This window comes from Enterobacter cloacae complex sp. P6RS (genome assembly GCF_014982245.1).
In the GTDB taxonomy this organism is placed as follows: Bacteria; Pseudomonadota; Gammaproteobacteria; order Enterobacterales; family Enterobacteriaceae; genus Enterobacter; species Enterobacter bugandensis.
Map to the genome: position 1 here is coordinate 110,114 of NZ_JADCLB010000007.1, position 24,644 is coordinate 134,757.

At 56.2% G+C, this 24,644-nt stretch carries 25 protein-coding genes; 16 read left to right on the plus strand and 9 right to left on the minus strand.

What is annotated here, in order from left to right; genetic code table 11:
• Positions 1 to 73 precede the first annotated feature (73 nt).
• From rimP to mtr, 11 genes are all read left to right on the plus strand, one after another.
• Complete coding sequence (gene rimP, locus INF73_RS04600) at positions 74 to 526, plus strand: ribosome maturation factor RimP (RefSeq protein WP_014833432.1); 453 nt, start codon at positions 74 to 76, stop codon at positions 524 to 526.
• A gap of 28 nt (positions 527 to 554) precedes the next feature.
• Complete coding sequence (gene nusA / locus INF73_RS04605) at positions 555 to 2,057, plus strand: transcription termination factor NusA (protein WP_014885374.1); 1,503 nt, start codon at positions 555 to 557, stop codon at positions 2,055 to 2,057.
• Positions 2,058 to 2,081: 24 nt separating this feature from the next.
• Positions 2,082 to 4,769, plus strand: a complete 2,688-nt coding sequence (gene infB, locus INF73_RS04610; protein ID WP_041907885.1) for a translation initiation factor IF-2 — start codon at positions 2,082 to 2,084, stop codon at positions 4,767 to 4,769.
• Between the two features lie 101 nt (positions 4,770 to 4,870).
• Positions 4,871 to 5,275: a 30S ribosome-binding factor RbfA gene (gene rbfA, locus INF73_RS04615; protein ID WP_041907887.1), complete on the plus strand. Its 405-nt coding sequence runs from the start codon at positions 4,871 to 4,873 to the stop codon at positions 5,273 to 5,275.
• Positions 5,275 to 6,225, plus strand: a complete 951-nt coding sequence (gene truB / locus INF73_RS04620; protein ID WP_193541614.1) for a tRNA pseudouridine(55) synthase TruB — start codon at positions 5,275 to 5,277, stop codon at positions 6,223 to 6,225. The genes rbfA and truB overlap by 1 nt, the downstream gene beginning before the upstream one ends.
• A 154-nt stretch (positions 6,226 to 6,379) precedes the next feature.
• A complete protein-coding gene (gene rpsO, locus INF73_RS04625; protein ID WP_003861789.1) occupies positions 6,380 to 6,649 on the plus strand; it encodes a 30S ribosomal protein S15 in 270 nt (89 codons plus the stop codon).
• A gap of 242 nt (positions 6,650 to 6,891) precedes the next feature.
• Entirely contained in the window at positions 6,892 to 9,030 is a 2,139-nt protein-coding gene (gene pnp / locus INF73_RS04630) for a polyribonucleotide nucleotidyltransferase (RefSeq protein ID WP_193541616.1), read from the plus strand.
• Between the two features lie 108 nt (positions 9,031 to 9,138).
• Positions 9,139 to 10,023, plus strand: a complete 885-nt coding sequence (gene nlpI / locus INF73_RS04635) for a lipoprotein NlpI (protein ID WP_028014546.1) — start codon at positions 9,139 to 9,141, stop codon at positions 10,021 to 10,023.
• A gap of 107 nt (positions 10,024 to 10,130) precedes the next feature.
• Positions 10,131 to 10,211: a protein YrbN gene (gene yrbN, locus INF73_RS22255; protein WP_100122156.1), complete on the plus strand. Its 81-nt coding sequence runs from the start codon at positions 10,131 to 10,133 to the stop codon at positions 10,209 to 10,211.
• Positions 10,204 to 12,099 carry a DEAD/DEAH family ATP-dependent RNA helicase gene (locus INF73_RS04645; RefSeq protein WP_028014545.1) on the plus strand — a complete coding sequence of 632 codons (1,896 nt, stop codon included), beginning with the start codon at positions 10,204 to 10,206 and terminating at the stop codon, positions 12,097 to 12,099. Before yrbN ends, INF73_RS04645 begins: the two co-directional genes overlap by 8 nt.
• Before the next feature lie 142 nt (positions 12,100 to 12,241).
• Positions 12,242 to 13,486 carry a tryptophan permease gene (mtr, locus tag INF73_RS04650; protein WP_028014544.1) on the plus strand — a complete coding sequence of 415 codons (1,245 nt, stop codon included), beginning with the start codon at positions 12,242 to 12,244 and terminating at the stop codon, positions 13,484 to 13,486.
• Positions 13,487 to 13,570: 84 nt separating this feature from the next.
• Here mtr and INF73_RS04655 read toward each other — a convergent pair whose 3' ends face one another.
• The 3 genes from INF73_RS04655 to INF73_RS04665 form a co-directional block, all read right to left on the minus strand.
• Positions 13,571 to 14,578, minus strand: a complete 1,008-nt coding sequence (locus INF73_RS04655) for an LLM class flavin-dependent oxidoreductase (protein WP_047367057.1) — start codon at positions 14,576 to 14,578, stop codon at positions 13,571 to 13,573.
• A gap of 78 nt (positions 14,579 to 14,656) precedes the next feature.
• Positions 14,657 to 15,535 carry a U32 family peptidase gene (locus tag INF73_RS04660; protein ID WP_041907896.1) on the minus strand — a complete coding sequence of 293 codons (879 nt, stop codon included), beginning with the start codon at positions 15,533 to 15,535 and terminating at the stop codon, positions 14,657 to 14,659.
• A gap of 7 nt (positions 15,536 to 15,542) precedes the next feature.
• Positions 15,543 to 16,538, minus strand: coding sequence for a peptidase U32 family protein (locus INF73_RS04665; protein ID WP_048999528.1), 996 nt, complete (start codon positions 16,536 to 16,538; stop codon positions 15,543 to 15,545).
• Positions 16,539 to 16,749: 211 nt separating this feature from the next.
• Between INF73_RS04665 and INF73_RS04670 the strand changes: the two genes are divergently transcribed.
• Complete coding sequence (locus INF73_RS04670) at positions 16,750 to 17,274, plus strand: SCP2 domain-containing protein (protein WP_028014541.1); 525 nt, start codon at positions 16,750 to 16,752, stop codon at positions 17,272 to 17,274.
• Positions 17,268 to 17,771, plus strand: a complete 504-nt coding sequence (locus tag INF73_RS04675; RefSeq protein WP_041907900.1) for a GNAT family N-acetyltransferase — start codon at positions 17,268 to 17,270, stop codon at positions 17,769 to 17,771. The genes INF73_RS04670 and INF73_RS04675 overlap by 7 nt, the downstream gene beginning before the upstream one ends.
• Here the strand turns inward: INF73_RS04675 and INF73_RS04680 are convergent.
• Entirely contained in the window at positions 17,758 to 18,087 is a 330-nt protein-coding gene (locus tag INF73_RS04680) for a GIY-YIG nuclease family protein (RefSeq protein WP_193541618.1), read from the minus strand. The genes INF73_RS04675 and INF73_RS04680 overlap by 14 nt on opposite strands.
• Positions 18,088 to 18,101: 14 nt before the next feature.
• Between INF73_RS04680 and INF73_RS04685 the strand changes: the two genes are divergently transcribed.
• Entirely contained in the window at positions 18,102 to 18,536 is a 435-nt protein-coding gene (locus INF73_RS04685; protein ID WP_047364709.1) for a YhbP family protein, read from the plus strand.
• Here INF73_RS04685 and INF73_RS04690 read toward each other — a convergent pair.
• On the minus strand, positions 18,516 to 19,034 hold the full coding sequence (locus INF73_RS04690; RefSeq protein ID WP_028014537.1) for a type 1 glutamine amidotransferase domain-containing protein: 519 nt from the start codon (positions 19,032 to 19,034) through the stop codon (positions 18,516 to 18,518). The genes INF73_RS04685 and INF73_RS04690 overlap by 21 nt on opposite strands.
• Positions 19,035 to 19,162: 128 nt before the next feature.
• On the opposite strand from INF73_RS04690, the gene INF73_RS04695 reads away from it, so the two are divergent.
• Entirely contained in the window at positions 19,163 to 19,807 is a 645-nt protein-coding gene (locus tag INF73_RS04695) for an NAD(P)H-binding protein (RefSeq protein WP_041907904.1), read from the plus strand.
• Positions 19,808 to 19,847: 40 nt separating this feature from the next.
• Positions 19,848 to 20,885, plus strand: a complete 1,038-nt coding sequence (locus INF73_RS04700; RefSeq protein WP_192971990.1) for a permease — start codon at positions 19,848 to 19,850, stop codon at positions 20,883 to 20,885.
• 49 nt (positions 20,886 to 20,934) lie between these two features.
• Here INF73_RS04700 and dolP read toward each other — a convergent pair whose 3' ends face one another.
• Genes dolP through INF73_RS04720 form a run of 4 tightly spaced genes read right to left on the minus strand, consistent with a single transcriptional unit; the run spans position 20,935 to position 24,632 of the window.
• On the minus strand, positions 20,935 to 21,510 hold the full coding sequence (gene dolP, locus INF73_RS04705; protein ID WP_028014534.1) for a division/outer membrane stress-associated lipid-binding lipoprotein: 576 nt from the start codon (positions 21,508 to 21,510) through the stop codon (positions 20,935 to 20,937).
• A gap of 9 nt (positions 21,511 to 21,519) precedes the next feature.
• A complete protein-coding gene (diaA, locus tag INF73_RS04710) occupies positions 21,520 to 22,110 on the minus strand; it encodes a DnaA initiator-associating protein DiaA (protein WP_003861754.1) in 591 nt (196 codons plus the stop codon).
• Between the two features lie 21 nt (positions 22,111 to 22,131).
• A complete protein-coding gene (locus INF73_RS04715; protein WP_028014533.1) occupies positions 22,132 to 22,527 on the minus strand; it encodes a YraN family protein in 396 nt (131 codons plus the stop codon).
• Positions 22,485 to 24,632: a penicillin-binding protein activator gene (locus tag INF73_RS04720; RefSeq protein ID WP_193541620.1), complete on the minus strand. Its 2,148-nt coding sequence runs from the start codon at positions 24,630 to 24,632 to the stop codon at positions 22,485 to 22,487. Before INF73_RS04720 ends, INF73_RS04715 begins: the two co-directional genes overlap by 43 nt.
• Positions 24,633 to 24,644 lie beyond the last annotated feature (12 nt).

A 24,644-nucleotide genomic window follows, 5' to 3' on the forward strand; every position in this document is an offset into this window, starting at 1 on the left:
TATCGGGGTTTTTTGTTATCTGACTACAGAATAACTGGGCTTTACGCCCTTTTTTTATGTCTTGGGGGTGGGCTTGTCCACATTAGAGCAAAAATTAACAGAGATGATTACTGCACCGGTCGAAGCACTGGGCTACGAACTGGTCGGCATCGAATTCGTTCGCGGCCGTACATCGACGCTGCGCATCTATATTGATAGTGAAGATGGCATCAATGTTGATGATTGTGCTGATGTCAGCCACCAGGTGAGTGCGGTTCTTGATGTTGAAGACCCGATTACCGTTGCGTACAACCTGGAAGTTTCCTCACCTGGCCTGGATCGCCCGATGTTCACGGCCGAGCACTATGTGCGCTTTACCGGTGAAGAAGTGGCTCTCGTTCTGCGTATGGCCGTACAGAACCGCCGTAAATGGCAGGGAATTATCAAAGCCGTTGATGGTGAAATGATCACGGTAACAGTCGAAGGCAAAGATGAAGTGTTCGCGCTGAGTAATATCCAGAAGGCGAACCTGGTTCCCCACTTTTAACAGTCTGGATTGAGGTGAAAAGCCCGCGATGAACAAAGAAATTTTGGCTGTTGTTGAAGCCGTCTCCAACGAGAAATCACTGCCGCGTGAGAAAATTTTCGAAGCGCTGGAAAGTGCACTGGCTACAGCAACCAAGAAAAAATACGAACAAGAGATCGATGTTCGCGTAGAAATCGATCGTAAAAGCGGTGACTTCGATACATTCCGTCGTTGGGTAATCGTTGAAGAAGTGACCCAGCCGACCAAAGAGATCACCCTGGAAGCGGCACGTTTTGAAGACGAAAGTCTGAACGTGGGTGACTACGTTGAAGATCAGATTGAATCTGTGACCTTCGACCGTATCACCACCCAGACCGCTAAGCAGGTTATCGTGCAGAAAGTGCGCGAAGCCGAGCGCGCGCTGGTTGTCGATCAGTTCCGCGATCAGGAAGGCGAAATCATCACTGGCGTGGTGAAGAAAGTGAACCGTGACAACATCTCTCTGGAAATTAAATCCGAAGGGATGCCGGGCAATGCTGAAGCCGTGATCCTGCGTGAAGACATGCTGCCGCGTGAAAACTTCCGCCCGGGCGACCGTATTCGTGGTGTTCTGTACGCCGTGCGCCCTGAAGCGCGTGGTGCACAGCTGTTCGTGACCCGTTCTAAACCAGAAATGCTGGTTGAACTGTTCCGCATCGAAGTGCCGGAAATCGGCGAAGAAGTTATTGAGATCAAAGCAGCAGCTCGCGATCCAGGCTCTCGTGCGAAAATTGCGGTGAAAACCAACGACAAGCGTATCGACCCGGTCGGTGCTTGCGTCGGTATGCGCGGCGCGCGCGTTCAGGCGGTTTCTACCGAACTGGGCGGCGAGCGTATTGATATCGTTCTGTGGGACGACAACCCGGCGCAGTTCGTGATCAACGCAATGGCTCCGGCTGATGTCGCGTCTATCGTTGTTGACGAAGACAAACACACCATGGATATCGCTGTTGAAGCGGGCAACCTGGCGCAGGCGATTGGCCGTAACGGTCAGAACGTACGCCTGGCGTCACAGCTGAGCGGCTGGGAACTCAACGTCATGACCGTTGATGACCTGCAGGCTAAGCATCAGGCTGAAGCCCATGCGGCGATCGATACCTTCACCAAATACCTCGACATTGACGAAGACTTCGCCACTGTTCTGGTAGAAGAAGGTTTCTCTACGCTGGAAGAACTGGCCTATGTGCCAATGAAAGAGCTGCTGGAAATTGACGGTCTGGATGAGCCAACCGTTGAAGCCCTGCGTGAACGCGCTAAAAACGCACTGACCACCCTGGCACTGGCTCAGGAAGAAAGCCTTGGCGATAAGAAGCCGGCTGATGACCTGCTGAATCTGGAAGGTCTTGATCGTGCGATTGCGTTCAAGCTGGCTGCCCGTGGTGTTTGTACGCTGGAAGATCTCGCTGAGCAAGGCGTTGATGACCTGGCCGATATCGAAGGTTTAACCGACGAGAAAGCCGGCGAACTCATCATGGCCGCACGTAATATTTGCTGGTTCGGCGACGAAGCGTAATAAACTGTAGCAGGAAGGAACAGCATGACTGATGTAACTGTAAAATCGCTGGCTGCCGAGATTCAGACCTCCGTGGACCGCCTGGTACAGCAATTTGCTGATGCAGGGATCCCGAAGTCCGCTGATGACTCGGTGACCGCGCAAGAAAAACAAACCTTGTTAACGCACCTGAACCGCGAACACGGTTCTACGCCTGACAAGTTAACGCTGCAGCGCAAAACGCGCAGCACGTTAAACATTCCTGGTACCGGTGGCAAAAGCAAATCGGTACAAATTGAAGTCCGCAAGACGCGCACCTTTGTAAAACGTGATCCGCAAGAGGCAGAACGCCTTGCCGCGGAAGAGCAGGCACAGCGTGAAGCGGAAGAACAAGCTCAGCGTGAGGCGGAAGCAGCCGCCAAACGTGAAGCAGAATTAAAAGCTGAACGTGAGGCCGCAGAAAAAGCGAAACGCGACGCCAGTGATAAAGTGAAGCGTGACGCTGCGGAAAAAGACAAAGTGAGCAATCAACAGACAGACGAAATGACCAAAACCGCCCAGGCTGAAAAAGCCCGCCGTGAAAATGAAGCTGCCGAGCTGAAGCGTAAAGCGGAAGAAGAAGCCCGCCGTAAGCTGGAAGAAGAAGCTCGCCGCGTCGCTGAAGAAGCGCGCCGTATGGCAGAAGAAAACGAGAAGAATGGCGTGAATACCGCTGAACCGACTGAAGACACCAGCGACTATCACGTGACCACTTCTCAGCATGCGCGTCAGGCTGAAGATGATAACGACCGTGAAGTAGAAGGCGGCCGTGGCCGTGGTCGTAATGCAAAAGCCGCGCGTCCGGCTAAGAAAGGTAACAAACACGCTGAATCTAAAGCTGACCGCGAAGAAGCTCGTGCAGCGGTTCGCGGTGGTAAAGGCGGTAAGCGTAAAGGTTCTTCTCTGCAGCAGGGCTTCCAGAAGCCAGCTCAGGCGGTTAACCGTGACGTCGTGATTGGCGAAACCATCACCGTTGGCGATCTGGCGAACAAGATGGCGGTTAAAGGCTCTCAGGTCATCAAAGCGATGATGAAGCTGGGCGCAATGGCGACCATCAACCAGGTTATCGACCAGGAAACCGCACAGCTGGTTGCCGAAGAGATGGGCCACAAAGTTATCCTGCGTCGTGAAAACGAGCTGGAAGAAGCAGTAATGAGTGACCGTGACACTGGCGCTGCGGCTGAACCGCGTGCACCGGTTGTGACCATCATGGGTCACGTTGACCACGGTAAAACCTCTCTGCTCGACTACATTCGTTCTACGAAAGTTGCCTCCGGCGAAGCGGGTGGTATTACCCAGCACATCGGTGCTTACCACGTAGAAACCGAAAACGGCATGATCACCTTCCTGGATACCCCAGGCCACGCAGCGTTCACCTCAATGCGTGCTCGTGGTGCTCAGGCTACGGATATCGTTGTACTGGTTGTTGCAGCAGACGATGGCGTTATGCCACAGACCATTGAAGCTATCCAGCACGCGAAAGCGGCGCAGGTGCCTCTGGTTGTTGCGGTCAACAAAATCGATAAGCCAGAAGCCGATCTGGACCGCGTGAAGAACGAACTGTCTCAGTACGGCGTTATGCCGGAAGAGTGGGGCGGCGAAGCGCAGTTCATCCCTGTATCTGCAAAAGCGGGTACTGGTATCGACGACCTGCTGAACGCTATCCTGCTTCAGGCCGAAGTTCTGGAACTGAAAGCCGTTCGTAAAGGTATGGCGAGCGGTGCGGTAATCGAATCCTTCCTGGATAAAGGTCGTGGTCCGGTTGCAACGGTTCTGGTTCGCGAAGGTACGCTGAACAAGGGCGACATCGTTCTGTGTGGCTTCGAATACGGTCGTGTTCGTGCGATGCGTAACGAACTGGGTCAGGAAGTGCTGGAAGCAGGTCCGTCCATTCCAGTGGAAATCCTGGGGCTGTCCGGTGTTCCGGCTGCCGGTGATGAAGTGACCGTTGTGCGTGACGAGAAGAAAGCGCGTGAAGTGGCACTGTATCGTCAGGGCAAATTCCGTGAAGTTAAGCTGGCGCGTCAGCAGAAATCTAAACTTGAGAACATGTTTGCGAACATGGCTGAAGGCGAAGTTCACGAAGTGAACGTCGTTCTGAAAGCAGACGTTCAGGGTTCTGTGGAAGCGATCTCCGACTCCTTGCTGAAACTGTCTACCGACGAAGTGAAAGTGAAGATCATCGGTTCTGGCGTAGGTGGTATCACCGAAACCGACGCAACCCTGGCTGCGGCATCCAACGCTATCCTGGTTGGCTTCAACGTGCGTGCTGATGCATCTGCTCGCCGCGTGATCGAAGCGGAAAGCCTGGATCTGCGCTACTACTCCGTCATCTATAACCTGATCGACGAAGTGAAAGCCGCGATGAGCGGTATGCTGTCTCCTGAGCTGAAACAGCAGATCATCGGTCTGGCTGAAGTGCGTGACGTGTTCAAATCACCGAAATTCGGTGCGATCGCGGGCTGTATGGTTACCGAAGGTACCATCAAGCGTCACAACCCAATCCGCGTACTGCGTGACAACGTGGTTATCTACGAAGGCGAGCTGGAATCCCTGCGCCGCTTCAAAGATGACGTTAACGAAGTCCGTAACGGCATGGAATGTGGTATCGGCGTTAAGAACTACAACGACGTTCGCGTTGGCGATATGATCGAAGTGTTCGAAATCATCGAGATCCAACGCAGCATCGACTAATCCTTAGGGATAAGTCCATATGTAGGCCGGGATCGCCTCGTGCCACCCGGCAATAATTTTAAAAGGGGCTTTTAGCCCCTTTTTTGTCTGGAGAATTTATTATGGCGAAAGAATTTGGTCGCCCACAGCGCGTGGCGCAGGAGATGCAGAAAGAGATCGCACTCATCCTGCAACGCGAAATCAAAGACCCGCGTATCGGTATGATGACCACCGTCTCTGGCGTGGAAATGTCTCGTGACCTGGCCTATGCCAAAGTGTTCGTGACCTTCCTGAACGATCAGGACGAAGCGGCGGTTAAAAACGGCATTAAAGCACTGCAGGAAGCCTCTGGTTTCATCCGCTCTCTGCTCGGCAAAGCGATGCGCCTGCGTATTGTGCCCGAGCTGACCTTCTTCTACGACAACTCGCTGGTCGAAGGTATGCGCATGTCCAACCTGGTGACCAGCGTGGTGAAACATGACGACGAACGTCGTGTTAACCCGACGGACGACAGCAAGGAGGACTGATGAGTCGTCCTCGTCGTCGCGGTCGCGACGTGCATGGCGTGCTGCTGCTGGATAAACCGCAGGGTGCATCCAGCAACGACGTGCTGCAAAAAGTGAAGCGTATTTATAACGCTAACCGTGCGGGCCACACTGGCGCGCTGGATCCGCTGGCGACCGGCATGCTGCCGATTTGCCTGGGTGAAGCGACAAAGTTTTCCCAGTACCTGCTCGATTCCGATAAACGCTACCGCGTTATCGCTAAGCTGGGCCAGCGTACGGATACCTCCGACGCGGATGGTCAGGTGGTGGAAGAGCGCCCGGTGACCTTCAGCGCTGAACAGCTTGATGTGGCCCTGGAGAGCTTCCGCGGGGACACGATGCAGGTGCCGTCGATGTATTCGGCGCTGAAATATCAGGGCAAGAAGCTCTACGAATATGCGCGCCAGGGAATTGACGTCCCGCGCGAAGCGCGTCCGATAACCGTGTATGAGCTGCTGTTCATTCGCCACGAAGGTGACGAGCTGGAGCTGGAAGTCCACTGTTCGAAAGGGACCTATATTCGCACCATCATCGACGACCTGGGTGAAAAGCTGGGCTGCGGCGCGCATGTGATCTACCTGCGTCGTCTGGCGGTCAGTAAATATCCGGTGGAACGCATGGTGACGCTTGAGCAGCTGCGCGCGCTGGCTGAGCAGGCACAAGCGCAGGGAGTGGAACCAGCAGATTTGCTGGATCCATTGCTGATGCCAATGGACAGTCCGGCAGCGGACTTCCCGATCGTTAATCTTCCTTTAACATCGTCCGTTTACTTTAAGAACGGAAACCCGGTTCGTACGGCGGATGCGCCGCTGGATGGACTGGTACGCGTGACGGAAGGTGACGAAGGGAAATTCATCGGTATGGGCGAAATGGACGGTGAAGGGCGCGTTGCGCCGCGTCGTCTGGTCGTCGAATATCCGGTCGGCGCGTGACGGTGATTACGCCTCACCTTGCGATAAGCAGGGGAGACGAGTAGAATATCGCCGCTTAACGCCCGGTAAATTGTTTAACAATCTGCGGGGCGTACATGGGGTCGCTGAATTAGAGATCGGCACCCTTACATTTTTTATACTTTGGAGTTTGAAAATGTCTCTAAGCGTTGAAGCTAAAGCTAAAATCGTTTCTGAGTTTGGTCGTGGTACTAACGACAGCGGTTCTACCGAAGTTCAGGTTGCACTGCTGACTGCACAGATTAACCACCTGCAGGGTCACTTTGCAGAGCACAAAAAAGATCACCACAGCCGTCGTGGTCTGCTGCGCATGGTTTCTCAGCGTCGTAAACTGCTCGACTACCTGAAGCGTAAAGATGTTGCACGCTACACCGCGCTGATCGAGCGTCTGGGTCTGCGTCGCTAAGTCTTGCGAGTTTCAGAAAAGGGGGCCTGATGGCCCCTTTTTTCAACCAGACGGCAGCAATTCAATGGAAACTATTGTATTGTTGCTATAAATGATCTTCATTGCAGAGGTTCGCGCGGCTAATGAGAGGCTTCACCCATGGGGGTGTCGGTTGTCATTAGTCGCGAGGATGCGAAGAAGGTCGGGTTAAATCGACAGCACGCCGGCGGTGTGCTGTCATACATTTAAGAAAGGACAGAATTTTGCTGAATCCGATCGTTCGTAAATTCCAGTATGGTCAACATACCGTCACGCTGGAAACCGGCATGATGGCACGCCAGGCGACTGCTGCCGTTATGGTAAGCATGGATGACACCGCGGTATTCGTGACCGTTGTGGGCCAGAAAAAAGCTAAACCAGGTCAGGACTTCTTCCCGCTGACCGTTAACTACCAGGAGCGTACCTACGCTGCCGGCAAAATCCCGGGTGGTTTCTTCCGTCGTGAAGGCCGTCCAAGCGAAGGCGAAACCCTGATCGCGCGTCTGATTGACCGCCCGGTTCGTCCGCTGTTCCCGGAAGGCTTCGTTAACGAAGTGCAGGTTATTGCGACCGTTGTTTCCGTTAACCCACAGGTTAACCCGGACATCGTTGCGATGATCGGTGCCTCCGCTGCCCTGTCACTGTCTGGTATTCCATTCAATGGCCCAATCGGTGCCGCGCGCGTCGGTTACATCAATGACCAGTACGTGCTGAACCCAACTCAGGAAGAGCTGAAAGAAAGTAAGCTGGACCTGGTTGTTGCCGGTACTGAAGCGGCTGTGCTGATGGTTGAATCCGAAGCTGAACTGCTGAGCGAAGACCAGATGCTGGGCGCTGTGGTGTTCGGTCACGAGCAGCAGCAGATTGTTATCCAGAACATCAACGACCTGGTGAAAGAAGCCGGTAAGCCACGTTGGGACTGGCAGCCAGAAGCAGCAAACGACGCGCTGAACGCACGCGTTGCGGCACTGGCAGAATCTCGTCTGAGCGACGCTTACCGCATCACCGACAAACAGGAGCGTTACGCTCAGGTTGACGCGATCAAATCTGAAGTAACCGCGACCCTGGTTGCCGAAGACGAAACGCTGGACGCTAACGAAATTGGCGAAATTCTGCACGCTATCGAGAAAAACGTTGTTCGTAGCCGCGTACTGGCAGGCGAGCCGCGTATCGATGGCCGTGAAAAAGACATGATTCGTGGTCTGGACGTACGCACTGGCGTACTGCCGCGTACTCACGGTTCTGCGCTGTTCACCCGTGGTGAAACGCAGGCGCTGGTTACCGCAACCCTGGGTACCGCACGTGACGCGCAGATCATCGATGAACTGATGGGCGAGCGTACTGACAACTTCCTGTTCCACTACAACTTCCCTCCGTACTCTGTGGGCGAAACCGGTATGGTTGGCTCACCGAAGCGTCGTGAAATTGGTCACGGTCGTCTGGCGAAGCGCGGCGTGCTGGCAGTGATGCCGGAAGCTGACAAATTCCCGTACACCGTTCGCGTGGTTTCTGAAATCACCGAATCCAACGGTTCTTCTTCCATGGCTTCCGTGTGTGGTGCCTCTCTGGCGCTGATGGATGCGGGCGTGCCGATCAAAGCCGCCGTTGCGGGTATCGCAATGGGTCTGGTGAAAGAAGGCGACAACTTCGTTGTTCTGTCTGACATTCTGGGTGACGAAGACCACCTGGGTGATATGGACTTCAAAGTAGCGGGTTCCCGCGACGGTATCTCTGCCCTGCAGATGGATATCAAAATTGAAGGTATCACCAAAGAGATCATGCAGGTTGCTCTGAACCAGGCTAAAGGTGCGCGTCTGCACATCCTGAGCGTGATGGAACAGGCTATCAACGCGCCACGCGGTGACATCTCTGAATTCGCTCCGCGTATTCACACCATCAAGATCAATCCAGACAAGATCAAAGATGTTATCGGTAAGGGCGGTTCCGTTATCCGCGCGCTGACCGAAGAGACCGGCACCACCATCGAAATCGAAGATGACGGTACTGTGAAGATCGCAGCAACCGACGGCGAGAAAGCGAAATTCGCTATCCGTCGCATCGAAGAAATCACTGCTGAAATCGAAGTGGGCCGCGTCTACGCGGGTAAAGTGACTCGTATCGTTGACTTTGGTGCGTTCGTTGCCATCGGTGGCGGTAAAGAAGGTCTGGTTCACATCTCTCAGATCGCTGACAAGCGCGTTGAGAAAGTGACCGATTACCTGCAGATGGGTCAGGAAGTGCCGGTTAAGGTTCTGGAAGTTGACCGTCAGGGCCGTATCCGTCTGAGCATTAAAGAAGCAACCGAGCAGTCTCAACCTGCTGCGGCACCGGAAGCTCCGGCTGCTGAACAGCAAGGCGAGTAAGTTGCCATTTGCCCTCCGCTTTGCGGAGGGCCTGTTATCAGGCAGGACGCCTTGTTAAGCCGCCGGGGGACAGGACGTTCATCCAATAGTTGTCTTCGGGAGTGGGAAATGAAGCCTTTTTTGCGCTGGTGTTTCGTTGCGACAGCTTTAACGCTGGCAGGATGCAGCAACTCTGCCTGGCGTAAGAGCGAAGTCCTCGCAGTGCCATTGCAACCGACTTTGCAGCAGGAAGTGATTCTGGCACGCATGGAACAAATACTTGCCAGTCGGGCTTTAACCGATGACGAACGCGCACAGCTTTTATATGAGCGCGGAGTGTTGTATGATAGTCTCGGTCTGAGGGCATTAGCGCGAAATGATTTTTCACAAGCGCTGGCTATCCGACCTGATATGCCTGAAGTATTCAATTACTTAGGCATTTATTTAACGCAGGCAGGCAATTTTGATGCTGCCTATGAAGCGTTTGATTCTGTACTTGAGCTTGATCCAACTTACAACTACGCGCACTTGAATCGCGGTATCGCATTGTATTACGGCGGTCGTGATAAGTTAGCGCAAGATGATCTGCTGGCGTTTTATCAAGACGATCCTAATGATCCTTTCCGTAGCCTGTGGCTTTACATCGTTGAGCGGAAGCTCGATGAGAAGCAGGCAAAAGAAGCACTACAACAGCGCTTCGAGAAATCGGATAAGGAACAGTGGGGATGGAACATTGTCGAGTTCTACCTGGGCAACATTAGCGAAGCAACGCTGATGGAACGCCTCAAGGCGGACGCAACGGATAACACCTCGCTCGCTGAGCATCTCAGTGAAACCAACTTCTATTTAGGTAAGTACTACCTAAGTCTGGGGGATATGGACAGCGCTACGGCACTGTTCAAATTAGCGGTTGCTAACAACGTACATAACTTCGTTGAGCACCGTTATGCATTGTTGGAATTATCGCTCTTGGGCCAGGAGCAAGACGACCTGGCAGAATCGGACCAGCAATAGCTGACGACATAAACATCAGCCCGTAATCTTTTGATTGCCATCACCTTCACTGGTGAGGGCGTTGTTGTTCGTCAATACACCTACTTTGAGCCGGTTCACACTTTTCAATGAAAATTGCTAATCATTTTCACGATGAGCTAAGTAGACTGGCCGCCATTGACATTGAGGCACTCGTACTACATGGCTGAATTCGAAACCACTTTTGCAGATCTGGGCCTGAAGGCTCCTATCCTTGAAGCCCTTAACGATCTGGGTTACGAAAAACCATCTCCGATCCAGGCAGAATGTATCCCGCATCTGCTTTCTGGTCGTGACGTGCTGGGCATGGCCCAGACTGGTAGCGGTAAAACTGCAGCGTTCTCGCTGCCGCTGCTGAACAACATCGATCCGGACCTGCGTGCACCGCAGATCCTCGTCCTGGCTCCAACTCGTGAACTGGCTGTTCAGGTTGCTGAAGCAATGACGGAATTCTCTAAACATATGCGCGGCGTAAACGTGGTAGCCCTGTACGGCGGCCAGCGTTATGACGTGCAGTTACGCGCCCTGCGCCAGGGCCCACAGATTGTCGTCGGTACGCCGGGCCGTCTGCTGGATCACCTGAAGCGCGGTACTCTGGACCTCTCTAAACTGAGCGGCCTGGTACTGGATGAAGCAGATGAAATGCTGCGTATGGGCTTCATCGAAGACGTAGAAACCATCATGGCGCAGATCCCGGAAGGTCACCAGACCGCTCTGTTCTCTGCAACCATGCCAGAAGCGATCCGTCGCATTACCCGCCGCTTCATGAAAGAGCCGCAGGAAGTGCGTATTCAGTCCAGCGTGACCACTCGCCCGGACATCAGCCAGAGCTACTGGTCCGTGTACGGCATGCGCAAAAACGAAGCGCTGGTCCGTTTCCTGGAAGCGGAAGATTTTGATGCGGCGATTATCTTCGTGCGTACCAAAAATGCGACCCTGGAAGTGGCTGAAGCGCTGGAGCGTAACGGCTACAACAGCGCAGCGCTGAACGGCGACATGAACCAGGCCCTGCGTGAGCAGACGCTGGAGCGTCTGAAAGACGGTCGTCTGGATATCCTGATTGCAACCGACGTGGCAGCACGTGGTCTGGACGTTGAGCGTATCAGCCTGGTTGTCAACTACGACATCCCGATGGACTCCGAGTCTTACGTTCACCGTATCGGTCGTACCGGTCGTGCGGGTCGTGCTGGCCGTGCGCTGCTGTTCGTTGAGAACCGCGAGCGTCGTCTGCTGCGCAACATTGAACGCACCATGAAGCTGACCATTCCAGAAGCCGACCTGCCAAACGCAGAGCTGCTGGGCAAACGCCGTCTGGAAAAATTCGCCGCGAAAGTACAGCAGCAGCTGGAAAGCAGCGATCTGGATCAGTACCGCGCACTGCTGTCGCAGATCCAGCCTGTCGCTGAAGGCGAAGAGCTGGACATGGAAACTCTGGCTGCAGCACTGCTGAAAATGGCTCAGGGCGAACGTAGCCTGATCGTGCCACCAGATGCGCCGATGCGTCCTAAGCGTGAGTTCCGTGACCGTGACGATCGCTTCGAACGTCGTGGCGACCGTAACGACCGTGGTCCACGCGGCGATCGTCCAGAGCGTGGTGGTGAAGACCGTCCACGTCGTGAACGTCGTGACGCTGGCGACATGGAACTGTACCGCATTGAAGTGGGCCGTGATGATGGTGTTGAAGTTCGTCACATCGTTGGCGCGATTGCTAACGAAGGCGACATCAGCAGCCGTTACATTGGTAACATCAAGCTGTTTGCATCCCACTCTACCATCGAACTGCCAAAAGGCATGCCGGGCGAAGTACTGCAGCACTTTACTCGCACCCGCATCCTGAACAAGCCGATGAACATGCAGCTGCTGGGCGATGCACAGCCACGTCCTGACCGCGGTGGAGAACGTCGTGGCGGTGGTCGCGGTTTCGGCGGCGAGCGTCGTGAAGGCGGTCGCAGTGAAGGTCGCGGTGGTGAAGGTCGTCGTTTCTCCGGCGAGCGCCGCGAAAGCCGTGGCCCACGTCGTGAAGAAGGCACCAGCCGTCGTCGTTTCGGTGACGCGTAAGCCTTTCGCTTCTGACGTAAAGTAAAATATACAGCCCCGATACACGCTATCGGGGCTTTTTTTATTCCCTTTGTACTCTTGTACTGGTACAGTGCATCGCACTAAAATGCAGAACCGCATGATTAACTGGAGAAAAGGCTGTATGGCGACACTAACCACCACCCAAACGTCACCTTCGCTGCTTGGCGGCGTGGTGATCATCGGCGGAACCATTATAGGTGCCGGGATGTTTTCCCTGCCCGTGGTCATGTCCGGTGCGTGGTTCTTCTGGTCGCTGGCCGCGCTGGTGTTCACCTGGTTCTGCATGCTGCATTCCGGCCTGATGATCCTTGAAGCGAACCTGAACTACCGCATTGGCTCCAGCTTCGACACCATCACCAAAGATCTGCTGGGCAAAGGCTGGAACCTGGTGAACGGCCTTTCCATCGCATTTGTGCTCTACATCCTGACCTACGCGTACATCTCAGCAAGCGGCTCGATTCTGCATCACACCTTTTCGGAGATGTCGCTGAACGTTCCGGCGCGTCTGGCGGGACTCTGCTTTGCGCTGGGCGTGGCGTTTATCGTCTGGATGAGCACCAAAGCGGTGAGCCGAATGACGGCGATTGTGCTGGGCGCTAAGGTCATCACCTTCTTCCTGACCTTCGGCAGCCTGCTGGGGCACGTTACGCCCGCCACGCTGTTTAACGTTGCGGAAGTTAATACCTCCTACACGCCGTATCTGCTAATGACTCTGCCGTTCTGTCTGGCGTCGTTCGGCTACCACGGCAACGTGCCGAGCCTGATGAAGTACTACGGCAAGGATCCGCGCACCATCGTGAAGTGCCTGGTCTACGGCACGCTGCTGGCGCTTGGGCTGTACGTCATCTGGCTGCTGGGGACAATGGGCAACATCCCGCGCCCGGAGTTTATCGGCATTGCGCAAAAGGGCGGTAACATTGACGTGCTGGTGCAGGCTCTGAGCGGCGTACTGAACAGCCGCAGTCTGGATCTGCTGCTGGTGGTCTTCTCCAACTTTGCGGTGGCGAGTTCATTCCTCGGTGTGACGCTGGGCCTGTTTGACTACCTGGCAGATCTGTTTGGCTTTGACGATTCTGCGATGGGGCGTTTCAAGACGGCGCTGCTGACCTTCCTGCCGCCGATTGTCGGCGGTCTGCTGTGGCCGAACGGTTTCCTGTACGCCATCGGCTATGCAGGGCTGGCGGCCACCATCTGGGCGGCGATTGTGCCAGCGCTGCTGGCACGTAAATCACGTAAACGCTTCGGCAGCCCGAAATTCCGCGTCTGGGGCGGTAAACCGATGATTGCGCTGATCCTGGTATTTGGGGTGGGTAACGCGCTGGTTCACGTGCTGTCGAGCTTTAACCTGTTGCCTGTGTACCAGTAAACACATTGCCCGGTGGCGCTACGCTCACCGGGCCTACAGGGATCGCGTAGGCCGGATAAGGCGAAGCCGCCATCCGGCAAAAAACTACCCCACCAATTCTTCTTTCACCTGCATTGCCAGGTCAAACGAATGTAAACGCGCCTGGTGATCGAAAATCTGGCCGTTGACCATAATTTCATCCGCCTGCGTTTCACGCAGCACTGCTTCCAGCCCGTGACGCACTTTTGCCTTATCACCCACCAACGACATGCTCAACGCCTGCTGCACGCCATACTGCTCGGAGGCCGACCACAGCTGATGCATATTTTCCACCGGAGGCGGCAACTGGCCCGTCTCGCCGCGGCGCAGCTTCACAAACGCCTGCTGCATAGAGGTAAACAGGAATTCCGCGTCGCGATTGCTGTCAGCGGCAATGATGTTGATACACACCATCGCGTACGGCTTCTCCAGACGCTCGGACGGTTTGAAGTTCGTACGGTAGAGGTGCAGCGCCTGATGCAGCATATCCGGCGCGAAGTGGGAGGCGAACGCGAACGGCAGCCCCAGCTGCGCGGCGAGCTGCGCGCTATACAGGCTCGAGCCTAACAGCCACACCGGGATCTTCTCGCCATAGCCCGGCACCGGGCGCACGTGCGGGTTCGGATCGCGCGCGTCGAACCAGTCCACCAGTTCCGCCACGTCGCGCGGGAAGTTATCGATATCGCCGCTCATATGGCGGCGCAGGGCGCGCATGGTCGGCTGGTCGCTGCCCGGCGCGCGGCCAAGCCCCAGGTCAATACGGCCCGGATAGAGGGTATTCAGCGTCCCGAACTGCTCGGCTATCACCAGCGGGGCGTGGTTCGGCAGCATCACGCCACCGGAGCCAAGGTGCAAAGTGGTGGTATTCGCTGCCAGGTAGCCAATCAGCACCGATGTAGCGGCGCTGGCAATGCCGACCATGTTGTGATGTTCTGCCAGCCAGTAGCGGTGATAGCCACGCTTTTCGGCCAGCTGAGCCAGATCGAGAGAGTGCGTGAAGGCTTCTCTTGCCGAGGAGCCTTGTGGGATCGGTGCCAGATCCAGCACCGAAAACGGAATGGTTTTGTCAGTCATAACAGCTCACTTTGTCGACGGTCAATCTTTAATACTGCATTAAAAAATGATAACCGTTGTTAACAAAGTGAGCCTTTTTTAGGCCTGAAGTTCCAGCCCGGCCAGACGTTTCCAGTAACCGTTGCAGTCGCTGTTTGCCGCCAGCGGCAGCGGCGACGCGCCGTTTTCGTTAGCGCGGAAGGCGTCCAGCATCGCGAAAACGCTGGTATCCAGCGGCGACAGGCGCACCATGTCCACCAGCCCGTCCATCGACGCCAGCTCGTTGCCGAGGTTATAGACGTAACCGCTCATGGTCTGAATGCCGTTCAGGACAAACACCTGCTGGTTCTCCTGCGACAGCATGCTGCGCCCGTTCGGGTACTTGATGCAGCAGGTTTCACATTCATCTTTCGGGCGGTCTTCCGATCGCGCGGTGAAGCAGCGGGCAGAGTAGGCCAGCGGCAGATGACCGTAGCTCAGCACTTCCACTTCGAACTGATGGCGAATGCCCAGCTCGTCGCACTGATTCAGCAGGTTTGCCAGCCAGTCACGGGAGAGCTCCACCGGCATGCACCAGCGGGTCATTCCCTGTTTGAGCAGCAGGCGCAGGGTGACGGCGTTATAGCAGTTCAGCGCATGGCCTGCGACAAACGGCAGCCTGCGTTCGGCGCACATGTTCACCACGCCCAGGTCGCTCGCCTCCAGCAGAAACTCACCGTTTTCGACGTAGCGCTTCAGCTCGCCCAGTTCGGACGAAGCCTGAACCAGCGCGAGCGTTGACAGCACCACCTGCTTGCCGCTCCCGGCCAGGCTTTTCGCCATCTCCAGCCAGTCGCCCACTTTGGTGGCGCGGCGTTTGCTGCATACTGCTTCACCGAGGTAAATCACATCGGCGCTGCTGGTGGCGGCCTGTTGGTAAAAATCTTCCAGCGTCTCTTTTGGCCAGTAGTAGAGCACCGGCCCTAATGAATATTTCATGGTTATCTCACTGCCATTTACGGTGATACGCGCCCAGCGTGGTTTGCGTGCCTTCGGACATCGATCCGAGCGTCTCCATCCACGCCGCCTGTGGGGCGTAGCTCTGCGGGTCCGCCATGCAGCGGTCGATGGCCTGACGCCACACTTTCGCCACCTGGCTCACATAGGCCGGACTGCGCTGGCGACCTTCAATTTTCACCGAGGCAATATTGGCGGCCAGCAGCTCCGGCAGCAGCTCCAGCGTGTTAAGGCTGGTGGGCTCTTCCAGCGCGTGGTAGCGCTCGCCGTCGACCAGGTAGCGGCCTTTGCACAGCGTCGGATAACCCGCGTTTTCACCGTCCTGATAGCGGTCGATCAGAACTTCATTCAGACGCGACTCCAGCCCCTGTGGGGTCTGCTGCCAGCGGACGAAGCGGGCAGGGGAGCAGGCCCCGACGGTATTCGGCGATTCACCGGTTAAGTAAGAAGAAAGATAGCAACGGCCTTCGGCCATGATGCACAGACTACCAAAGGCAAAAACCTCCAGCGGCACTGGCGTGACGCGCGCGAGTTGCTTAACCTGATGAATAGAGAGCACGCGCGGCAGCACCACGCGGGCGACGTCAAAGTGTTGATGGTAAAAACGCACCGCCTCTTCGTTGGTGGCAGATGCCTGAACAGAGACGTGGCGCTCAATATGCGGATAGCGTTCTGCCGCATACTCAAGCATGGCGAGGTCGGCCAGGATTAACGCATCGGCGCCCAGCTGTGCTGCCATGTCCACCGCGCGCTGCCAGCGGGCGTAACCGTCAGGATGGGCAAACGTGTTGATGGCAATATGCAGCTTGCGGCGGTGCTGATGAACGAAGTTAACGGCTTCCTGAAGCTTTTTCTCCGTAAAGTTAAGGCCAGCAAAATGGCGGGCGTTGGTGTCATCTTTCAGCCCGATATAGACCGCATCGGCCCCATTCTCGATGGCCGCCTTAAGCGCCGGAAGGTTTCCGGCAGGGCAGAGCAGCTCCATAAATTATCCTGATGTAGTCGATAGCAAAATTGTTAACGAGCTGGGATTTTAATTAACCCATACGCGACAATTTTTGATTTAAGGCAGCTAATGGCGTATTGATGGCACCAATAATGGGGTACGTCCGACGATGGTTTGTTGATTTACGCCGCTATGTTCTGGAACGGATGTGGCAAAATAGCGGGACTATAGCTATCAGGGAGTAAAGCTCGTGCTGGATAAACTGCGTTCACGTCTCGTACAATTCGGTCCATCAATGCTGAGCGTGCCGGTCAGGCTGGCGCCGTTCGCGCTTAAACGCCAAGTGCTGGAGCAGGTCCTGAGCTGGCAGTTCCGTCAGGCGCTGCAGGATGGCGAGCTGGAGTTTCTGGAAGGGCGCTGGTTAAGCATTGAGGTGCGTGACATCGGGCTGCGCTGGTTTACCTCCGTAGAGAACGACCAGCTGATCGTTCGTGAGTCTGCCGAGGCGGACGTGAGCTTTAGCGCCAACGCCAGCGACCTGCTGATGATTGCCGCGCGTAAGCAGGACCCGGACACACTCTTCTTCCAGCGCCGTCTGGTGATTGAGGGCGACACGGAGCTTGGCCTGTACGTTAAGAATTTAATGGATGCCATTGAGCTGGAGCAGATGCCGAAAGCGCTGCGCGTGATGTTGATGCAAATGGCAGATTTCGTTGAGGCGGGGCTGAAATCCCCGCCGGACAGTAAACACACTTCCGTAGGTGAGCCATGCTGATTCGAGTCGAAATAGGGATTGATGCACCGGGTATCGATGCGTTATTACGCCGCTCTTTTGAGAGCGATGCGGAAGCCCAACTGGTCCACGATCTCCGTGAAGACGGCCTGATCACGCTGGGGCTGGTTGCCACCGATGACGAAGGTCAGGTTGTCGGCTATGTTGCCTTCAGCCCGGTGATCGTTCAGGGTGAAGATCTTCAGTGGGTGGGCATGGCACCGCTGGCGGTAGATGAAAACTACCGCGGGCAGGGCCTGGCGCGCCAGCTGGTCTATGAAGGGCTGGACTCGCTGAATGAGTTTGGTTATGCCGCCGTGGTCACGCTGGGCGATCCGGCGTTCTATGGCCGTTTAGGCTTCGAGCAGGCCGCGCATTACGATCTTCGCTGCCGCTGGCCAGGTACCGAATCCGCCTTCCAGGTGCATCGCCTGGCGGATGATGCCCTGAACGGCGTAAATGGTCTGGTGGACTACCACGACCATTTTAATCGCTTTTAATCAGGCTCTCGCGTAGCGCCTCAAAGGAGCCGTCTCCGGTCACGAGGCGCTCCTTCTGGCGCTTCGTTAGCTGCTTAATACGGTACTCCAGCCTGAGTGCCAGCGATCTGTTCCCCACGGCGGCAGAAAAAGCCAGCTGCAGTTCGCCTTTCCCCCGCAGCGCTTTTGCCCCTTTCCCCGTTTGATGTTGTAAAAAACGCCGCGCCACATCGGTGGTGATCCCGGTGTAGAGTGCGTTATCAGCGGTTCGGACAAGATAGAGAAACCAGCACACGGTAAACAGATTCAGTATGTTAAGGTGAACGCACCATAGCATGAGAGAGAACGAAAATGGAAACACTGGCCGCCATTAACCGCTGGCTGGCAAAGCAGCACGTCGTGACCTGGTGCGTATATAGCGAGGGCGAAATGTGGTGCGCCAACGCCTTTTACTACTACGATCCTGAACGCGTCGCTTTTTACGTCATGAGTGAGGACAAAACGCGGCATGCCCAGATGACCGGCCAGCAGGCAAAAGTGGCGGGCACGGTCAACGGCCAGCCCAAAACCGTCGCGCTGATCCGCGGCGTGCAGTTCAAAGGCGAAATTCGTCGTCTGGAAGGTGAAGAAAGCGACGCACAGCGTAAACGCTACACGCGCCGCTTCCCGGTTGCTGCTGCGCTAAAAGCCCCGGTGTGGGAAATCCGCGTTGATGAGCTGAAATTTACCGACAACACCTTGGGCTTTGGCAAAAAGCTTCACTGGCTACGCGCCGAGCAGGCGTAGCGCTTCGCGGTTAAACGCCGGGAGATCGTCCGGGGTCCGGCTGGTGATCAGCTGGTCATTATCGTTGACCACCTCCTGATCGTAAAACTCGGCCCCTGCGTTTTTCAGATCGATAACGATCGGTTTCACCGCCGTAAGCTTACGCCCGCGGACCACTTCAGCGCTGATCAGCAGCTGCGGGCCGTGGCAGATGGCAAAGACCGGCTTGCCGGTGCCGACGAAGTCACGGGTAAAGGTGACGAAACGCTCGTCCCCGCGCAGGGAATCCGGTGAATGGCCGCCTGGTAACAGCAGGGCGTCGAAATCTGACGGGCTGACGTTATCGATGGACTCATCGATGGTCACGCTGGCTTCGCCCTTGTGGCCCTTCACGGTTTTACCCGCTTCTTTCTCAATGGTGATGACCTCGTGGCCTGCCTTGCGGAATGCCTCAGCTGGCGACGTAAATTCTGAATCTTCAAACTCGTCGGTAATCAAGACTGCGATTTTTTTACCCATGCTTCCTCCGTTGTTTTCGCTTCAGACTGTTTTTTTCCCGTTTGTGGTAAATACTTACCGGTAACAGACTTTTAAGTGTGGTAGAGCAGGTCCAGATCGCAAACGGACAATTCTGTAAAGGGGATAAGATGAGTCAGGTACTGATTACCGGCGCAACCGGGCTGGTGGGTGGACATCTGCTGCGGTTGCTGATCCAGGACCGGCATATCAACTATATTGCCGCCCCGACGCGCCGCCCGCTGTTGGATATCACCGGCGTCTATAACCCGCACGATCCCCAGCTCACCGACGCGCTGGCGCAGGTGCAGGATCCTATAGATATCGCCTTTTGCTGCCTGGGCACGACGCGGCGTGAGGCGGGCAGTAAAGAAGCGTTCATCCATGCGGACTACACGCTGGTGGTGGATACCGCCCTGACGGCCAAAAAGCTGGGGGCAAAACATTTCCTGGTGGTGAGCTCGCACGGCGCCAGCACCGGCTCACCGTTTTTTTACAATCAGGTGAAGGGCAAAATGGAAGAGGCGCTGATTGCGCAGAAGTGGGAGCGCCTGACAATCGTGCGGCCTTCCATGCTGATGGGCCATCGCGACGAACGGCGTTTTAACGAATCCTTCTTCGCCCCGCTGTTTCGCATCCTGCCGGGTAACTGGAAGTCCATCGAGGCGCGGGACGTCGCGCAGGCGATGCTGAAAGAGGCGCTGGCACCGTCGCAGGAGGGCGTCAATATCATCCCTTCGGCAAAACTGCGTGAAATCGCGCAGGGCGAGGCGTAAACTTCTCCGGCTTATTAAATAACACTCTCCGGGGAATGGTATGACTGGTCAGTCTTCATCTCAGGCGGCAACACCTGTCCAATGGTGGAAGCCCGCACTCTTCTTTCTCGTGGTCATCATTGGCCTCTGGTATGTGAAATGGCAGCCGTACTACGGCAAAGCCTTCACCGCCGCCGAAACGCACAGCATCGGTAAATCTATACTCGCTCAGGCTGATGCCAGCCCGCTGAAGGCGGCATGGGATTACGCCATGGTCTACTTCCTGGCGGTGTGGAAAGCTGCCGTCTTAGGGGTAATCCTGGGATCGCTGATTCAGGTACTTATTCCGCGAAACTGGCTGGTGAAAACACTCGGGCAGCCGCGCTTTCAGGGCACGCTGCTGGGGACGATTTTCTCTCTGCCGGGCATGATGTGCTCCTGCTGTGCCGCACCGGTAGCGGCGGGTATGCGCCGCCAGCGCGTATCCATGGGCGGTGCGCTGGCATTCTGGATGGGGAACCCGCTGCTCAACCCGGCGACGCTGGTGTTTATGGGCTTTGTGCTCGGCTGGCATTTTGCCGCTATCCGTCTGGTTGCCGGGCTGCTGACGGTGCTGGTGGTGGCGACGCTGGTACAAAAACTGGTGAAGGATACTGCCGTCGAACCCGCAGCCGTTGAACTGGACGTCAGCGAACCGCAGGGCGGTTTCTTCACTCGCTGGGGTAAGGCGTTGTGGCAGCTTTTCTGGAGCACCATTCCGGTCTATATCCTGGCGGTACTGGTTCTGGGCGCGGCGCGCGTCTGGCTCTTCCCGCATGCGGTTGGCGCAATCGACAACACGCTGATGTGGGTGATTGCGATGGCCGTTGCAGGCTGCCTGTTTGTGATCCCCACGGCGGCAGAAATTCCGATTGTCCAGACCATGATGCTGGCCGGTATGGGTACCGCACCGGCGCTGGCGCTGCTTATCACCTTGCCGGCAATCAGCCTGCCGTCGCTCATCATGCTGCGTAAGTCTTTCCCGGCGAAAGCGCTGTGGCTGACGGCGGGACTGGTGGCGTTGAGCGGAGTGATGGTGGGGAGTATTGCGTTGATGTAAAAAAAGCCCGGTGGCGCTCGCGCCTACCGGGCCTTTAGTCAGACGTGGATTACTTAATGTAGGTAAACGCGGTGGTGACGTGCTTCACGCCGCTCACCCGGCTGGCGATATCCGCCGCCGCTTTCCCTTCACGATCGGTCACCAGACCCAGCAGGAACACTTCACCGTTTTCGGTCGTTACTTTTACGTTTGAGGATTTCACCTGGTCTGAACCCAGCAGCTGGGAGCGGACTTTGGTGGTGATCCAGGTGTCAGACGACGCGGTGCCCAGGCTGATTGGCTGACCCTGGCGGATTTCATTGAAGACTTCCGTGGTGCCCTCAACGCCCATTGCGATCTGCTTCGCGCGGCTGGAGAGTTCGGTATTCGGTGCCTGACCCGTCAGCAGGACTTTGCCCTGATAAGCCGTCACGTTGATACGCGCTTCTTTCTTGATTTGTTCGTCTTTCGACAGCGCACTGTTGACCCGCAGCTCCAGCGTACCGTCATCCACCTGCGTTCCCACAGAGCGCGGATCGGTCGCCGCTTTGGTGCCTACTGCGGCAGTACCCACAACGGCCGCAGCAATACATCCCTGAAGCAGTAATGCAGACATAAGGACTGCGAGGGTCGATAAAGCCTTCATAAAAACTCCTTAATCATCCTGGTGAGGGAAAAGCGTGTTATCGATCAAATCGCATAAGCAGTTCACCGTGAGCATATGCATCTCCTGGATACGTGCGCTACGGTGAGACGGAATGCGGATTTCCACATCCTGCGGCCCGAGCAGACCCGCCAGCTCACCGCCGTCATAGCCGGTTAAGGCGACGATGGTCATGTCGCGGGTAACGGCGGCTTCAACGGCTTTGACGATGTCCCGGCTGTTGCCGCGCGTGGAGATCGCCAGCAGCACATCGCCGGCATGCCCCAGGGCGCGCACCTGCTTTGCGTAAATTTCGTCATGCAGACGATCGTTAGCAATCGCTGTTAAGACCACATTATCGGTATTAAGTGCAATGGCAGGTAAACTAGGGCGTTCGGTTTCAAAACGGTTAATCATGCTGGCAGCAAAATGCTGTGCGTTGGCGGCTGAGGTTCCGTTGCCACAACAGAGGATTTTGTTGCCGTTAAGCAGGGATTGCACCAGCGTCATTGCAGCGCGAGAGATCGCGTCCGGAAGGGCTTCCGCCGCGGCAATCTGAGTCTGGATGCTTTCTGTGAAGCACACTTTAATTCTTTCGAGCACGTTATCCCTTTTAAATCTTAATTATGCGTCTTCGCCAAAAGCGTTTTTAAGCCATTCGATCTCATTTCCGGTGAAGGCTATCACATCGAAACGGCAATCCACAGTATCAAAGCTCCCATTATGGCGGGCAAGCCACAAGTGGGCAGTCTGTAATAATTTATGTTGTTTGGCGAGCGTCACGCTGGCGGCAGCACCGCCAAAACGGGAAGACTGTCGAAAGCGGACTTCTACAAACACAATCACCTGACCGTCTTTCATGATCAGATCAATTTCGCCGCCGCGCCCGCGGACGTTGGCGGCGATAAAGCGCAGTCCTTTGCCTTCGAGCCAGCGACGCGCTTTTAACTCCCACGCATCGCCGGTCTCTTTACGGCTTAACTGGCCGGGACGATTTGCCCCTGCTGGTATTTGAGCCATGATAACTTCCTGTTAATCACACAGTCCTGAGTGGCGGTCAGATCGCCGGTGTTGCCGTTAAGCTCAAAGCCCGGCACCTGACGCATCTGGGTAAAGTGGTTTGCCAGCGCCCACGCATCAACACCCATCGCATACAGACGCGCCAGAGAGTAGTCGTTACGTACGGAGCTTAGCGCCTGCTGCATCAGCGCCGGGTTGCTGCCCGCCAGCATCGGGATTTCGCTGTACTGCAGGCCGTCCATTTCCAGACGGAAATCCGGGCCTGCGGTGCCCTGTGCGCTGCGGGAGCTGGCGTAGAGCGTTGCGCCGCTCTGGCTGCCGTTACGCATCGCGATCATCGGCTTGATAAAGGCGATCTCCTGTGGCGTGGCAACGATATAGGCCGCATCCACTTTACCGCCACCGCTAATCTGCGCGTCGGTAGGTGGCGCAGGGATCGTCAGGCCGCCAATCGTCACGCTCTGCTGCTGTGGCAGGCTCGCCGTAACAGGGCTGCCGTTAAGCGCGATACCTGCCCCGCCGTTGACGCCCGCGCGCAGTTCCGAGGCGGAACCGAATTTCTGCTGCAGCACCACGCCGCCGCCAAGCTTCTGCCACTCATCGGCAAAGGCATTGGCCACGCGATCGCCCAGCGTACTGCGCGGGATCAGCAGCAGCGGAGCCTGCTTACCCTGCTCGTGGATATGACGCGCCGCATCGCGGGCTTCATCTTCCGGAGAGAGTGCGAAGTAGCAAATATTGGCCCGGTTCTGAACCTGTTCCGGCTGGTTGAGCGCCAGTACGTTCAGCGTGGTATTGCTCTTCATCAGCTCTTCCACGTTGTTTTTCAGCAGCGGGCCGACAACGATGCTTGCCCCGTCCTGCTGAACCTGCGCCAGCACCTGGTCAAGCGGCTTCGAACTGGTGTCGTAGATTTTCAGCTCAGCGCCAGGGTTCGCGCTGGCGGTCGCCACGGCCTGCGGCTGTGCGGCAGGTTGTGATGCTGGCTGTGCCGGCTGCTGTTGAGGCTGTTCTGCCGTTGCCTCTGGTGCAGGCGTCGCTTGTGCCTCAGCCGGAGCCTGTGCTGCCGGTGCTGCCGTCGCTGGAGGGGTAGTCGGTGCGGTAACCGGGTTTTGCATTGTACCCTGCGCCGGGGTTTGTGCGGTGGTCAGGTCACTGGTCTCGGCGGCGGAGGGGCTGACAACATCGTTCACGTTGGCCGCCTGCGCTGCCTGCACCGGAACCGCACTGCCCGTTACCGGCGTGGTGCCGTTTTTCGCCGCTTCAAAGCCCTGTTGAATCGTACGGCCAAACACTGCCGCCTGGCCATTCAGCGGCAGAAGCAGCGCAATTTTGCTTGTCGACGCAGGCTTAAAGTTCTGCACATTCACCAGTTGGGTTGGCAGCATTTTTGCGCCCGGGTTCTGCGGGTAACGGGTCTGCCAGTCGGTAATACCGGCTTTCAGCATTTTTGGATCGCTGCGGTTGTTAAACCACATCTGCTGCAGATCAAGCCAGCCCTGAAGCACGTTTTCGTCCGCGTTGATGACCAGCGCCTTTGCCTGATCCTGGGTCATCGAGGCAAGCGCCTGCCAGGTGGCATCAATGTTTTTCTGCTTGTCGGCACCGGCGAGCAGCGGCTCCTGGGCAATCAAGGCACGCAGGAGCGTCAGGGAAGGGCGCCCCTGCTCAGCGGTAATGCCCGCCTGCCAGAAGCGCGCCTGCTGGTTTTTATCCAGCGCGCTCAGGTCGATGCTCCCCAGGATCTTTTTCGCGCCATCAAAATCTTTCTGCGCGACCTTCAGCTCGGCAGAGAGCAGGCTCTGCTCAAGTTGCTGAGTATCGTTAAGCTCTTTCGGCAGTTGGCCGAACAGCTCGGCAGCCTGCTGGGTTTTGCCCTCTTTCAGCAGTGCACGAATGGCGAGTAATTGCCAGTTGATCCTGGTATCATTTGTACTCTGCGACATTTGTTGCAGATAAAAGCCAGAATCAGCCTGAGCGGAGCCCTGAAGATGGGCGGTGCTCTGGTCAGGTGCCTGGGTGCCACAGCCTGCAAAAATCAGGGCTGCGAGCAGCAGCGGCACGCTGCGCGTGGCTTTTTTTCGAAGAAACGTTAACGGTACCATACTGTATCCAGT

Bases quoted from the DNA above. Each gene is read 5' to 3' on its own strand.
- INF73_RS04690 (WP_028014537.1), bottom strand. From the start codon at position 19,034: ATGGGTAAAAAAATCGCAGTCTTGATTACCGACGAGTTTGAAGATTCA.
- INF73_RS04680 (WP_193541618.1), bottom strand. From the start codon at position 18,087: ATGCTATGGTGCGTTCACCTTAACATACTGAATCTGTTTACCGTGTGC.
- rpsO (WP_003861789.1), top strand. From the start codon at position 6,380: ATGTCTCTAAGCGTTGAAGCTAAAGCTAAAATCGTTTCTGAGTTTGGT.
- INF73_RS04720 (WP_193541620.1), bottom strand. From the start codon at position 24,632: ATGGTACCGTTAACGTTTCTTCGAAAAAAAGCCACGCGCAGCGTGCCG.
- INF73_RS04645 (WP_028014545.1), top strand. From the start codon at position 10,204: ATGGCTGAATTCGAAACCACTTTTGCAGATCTGGGCCTGAAGGCTCCT.
- nlpI (WP_028014546.1), top strand. From the start codon at position 9,139: ATGAAGCCTTTTTTGCGCTGGTGTTTCGTTGCGACAGCTTTAACGCTG.
- INF73_RS04715 (WP_028014533.1), bottom strand. From the start codon at position 22,527: ATGGCTCAAATACCAGCAGGGGCAAATCGTCCCGGCCAGTTAAGCCGT.
- INF73_RS04700 (WP_192971990.1), top strand. From the start codon at position 19,848: ATGACTGGTCAGTCTTCATCTCAGGCGGCAACACCTGTCCAATGGTGG.
- rbfA (WP_041907887.1), top strand. From the start codon at position 4,871: ATGGCGAAAGAATTTGGTCGCCCACAGCGCGTGGCGCAGGAGATGCAG.
- INF73_RS04675 (WP_041907900.1), top strand. From the start codon at position 17,268: ATGCTGATTCGAGTCGAAATAGGGATTGATGCACCGGGTATCGATGCG.
- INF73_RS04685 (WP_047364709.1), top strand. From the start codon at position 18,102: ATGGAAACACTGGCCGCCATTAACCGCTGGCTGGCAAAGCAGCACGTC.
- nusA (WP_014885374.1), top strand. From the start codon at position 555: ATGAACAAAGAAATTTTGGCTGTTGTTGAAGCCGTCTCCAACGAGAAA.
- mtr (WP_028014544.1), top strand. From the start codon at position 12,242: ATGGCGACACTAACCACCACCCAAACGTCACCTTCGCTGCTTGGCGGC.
- truB (WP_193541614.1), top strand. From the start codon at position 5,275: ATGAGTCGTCCTCGTCGTCGCGGTCGCGACGTGCATGGCGTGCTGCTG.
- INF73_RS04655 (WP_047367057.1), bottom strand. From the start codon at position 14,578: ATGACTGACAAAACCATTCCGTTTTCGGTGCTGGATCTGGCACCGATC.
- yrbN (WP_100122156.1), top strand. From the start codon at position 10,131: ATGAAAATTGCTAATCATTTTCACGATGAGCTAAGTAGACTGGCCGCC.
- INF73_RS04665 (WP_048999528.1), bottom strand. From the start codon at position 16,538: ATGGAGCTGCTCTGCCCTGCCGGAAACCTTCCGGCGCTTAAGGCGGCC.
- INF73_RS04695 (WP_041907904.1), top strand. From the start codon at position 19,163: ATGAGTCAGGTACTGATTACCGGCGCAACCGGGCTGGTGGGTGGACAT.
- infB (WP_041907885.1), top strand. From the start codon at position 2,082: ATGACTGATGTAACTGTAAAATCGCTGGCTGCCGAGATTCAGACCTCC.
- INF73_RS04660 (WP_041907896.1), bottom strand. From the start codon at position 15,535: ATGAAATATTCATTAGGGCCGGTGCTCTACTACTGGCCAAAAGAGACG.
- dolP (WP_028014534.1), bottom strand. From the start codon at position 21,510: ATGAAGGCTTTATCGACCCTCGCAGTCCTTATGTCTGCATTACTGCTT.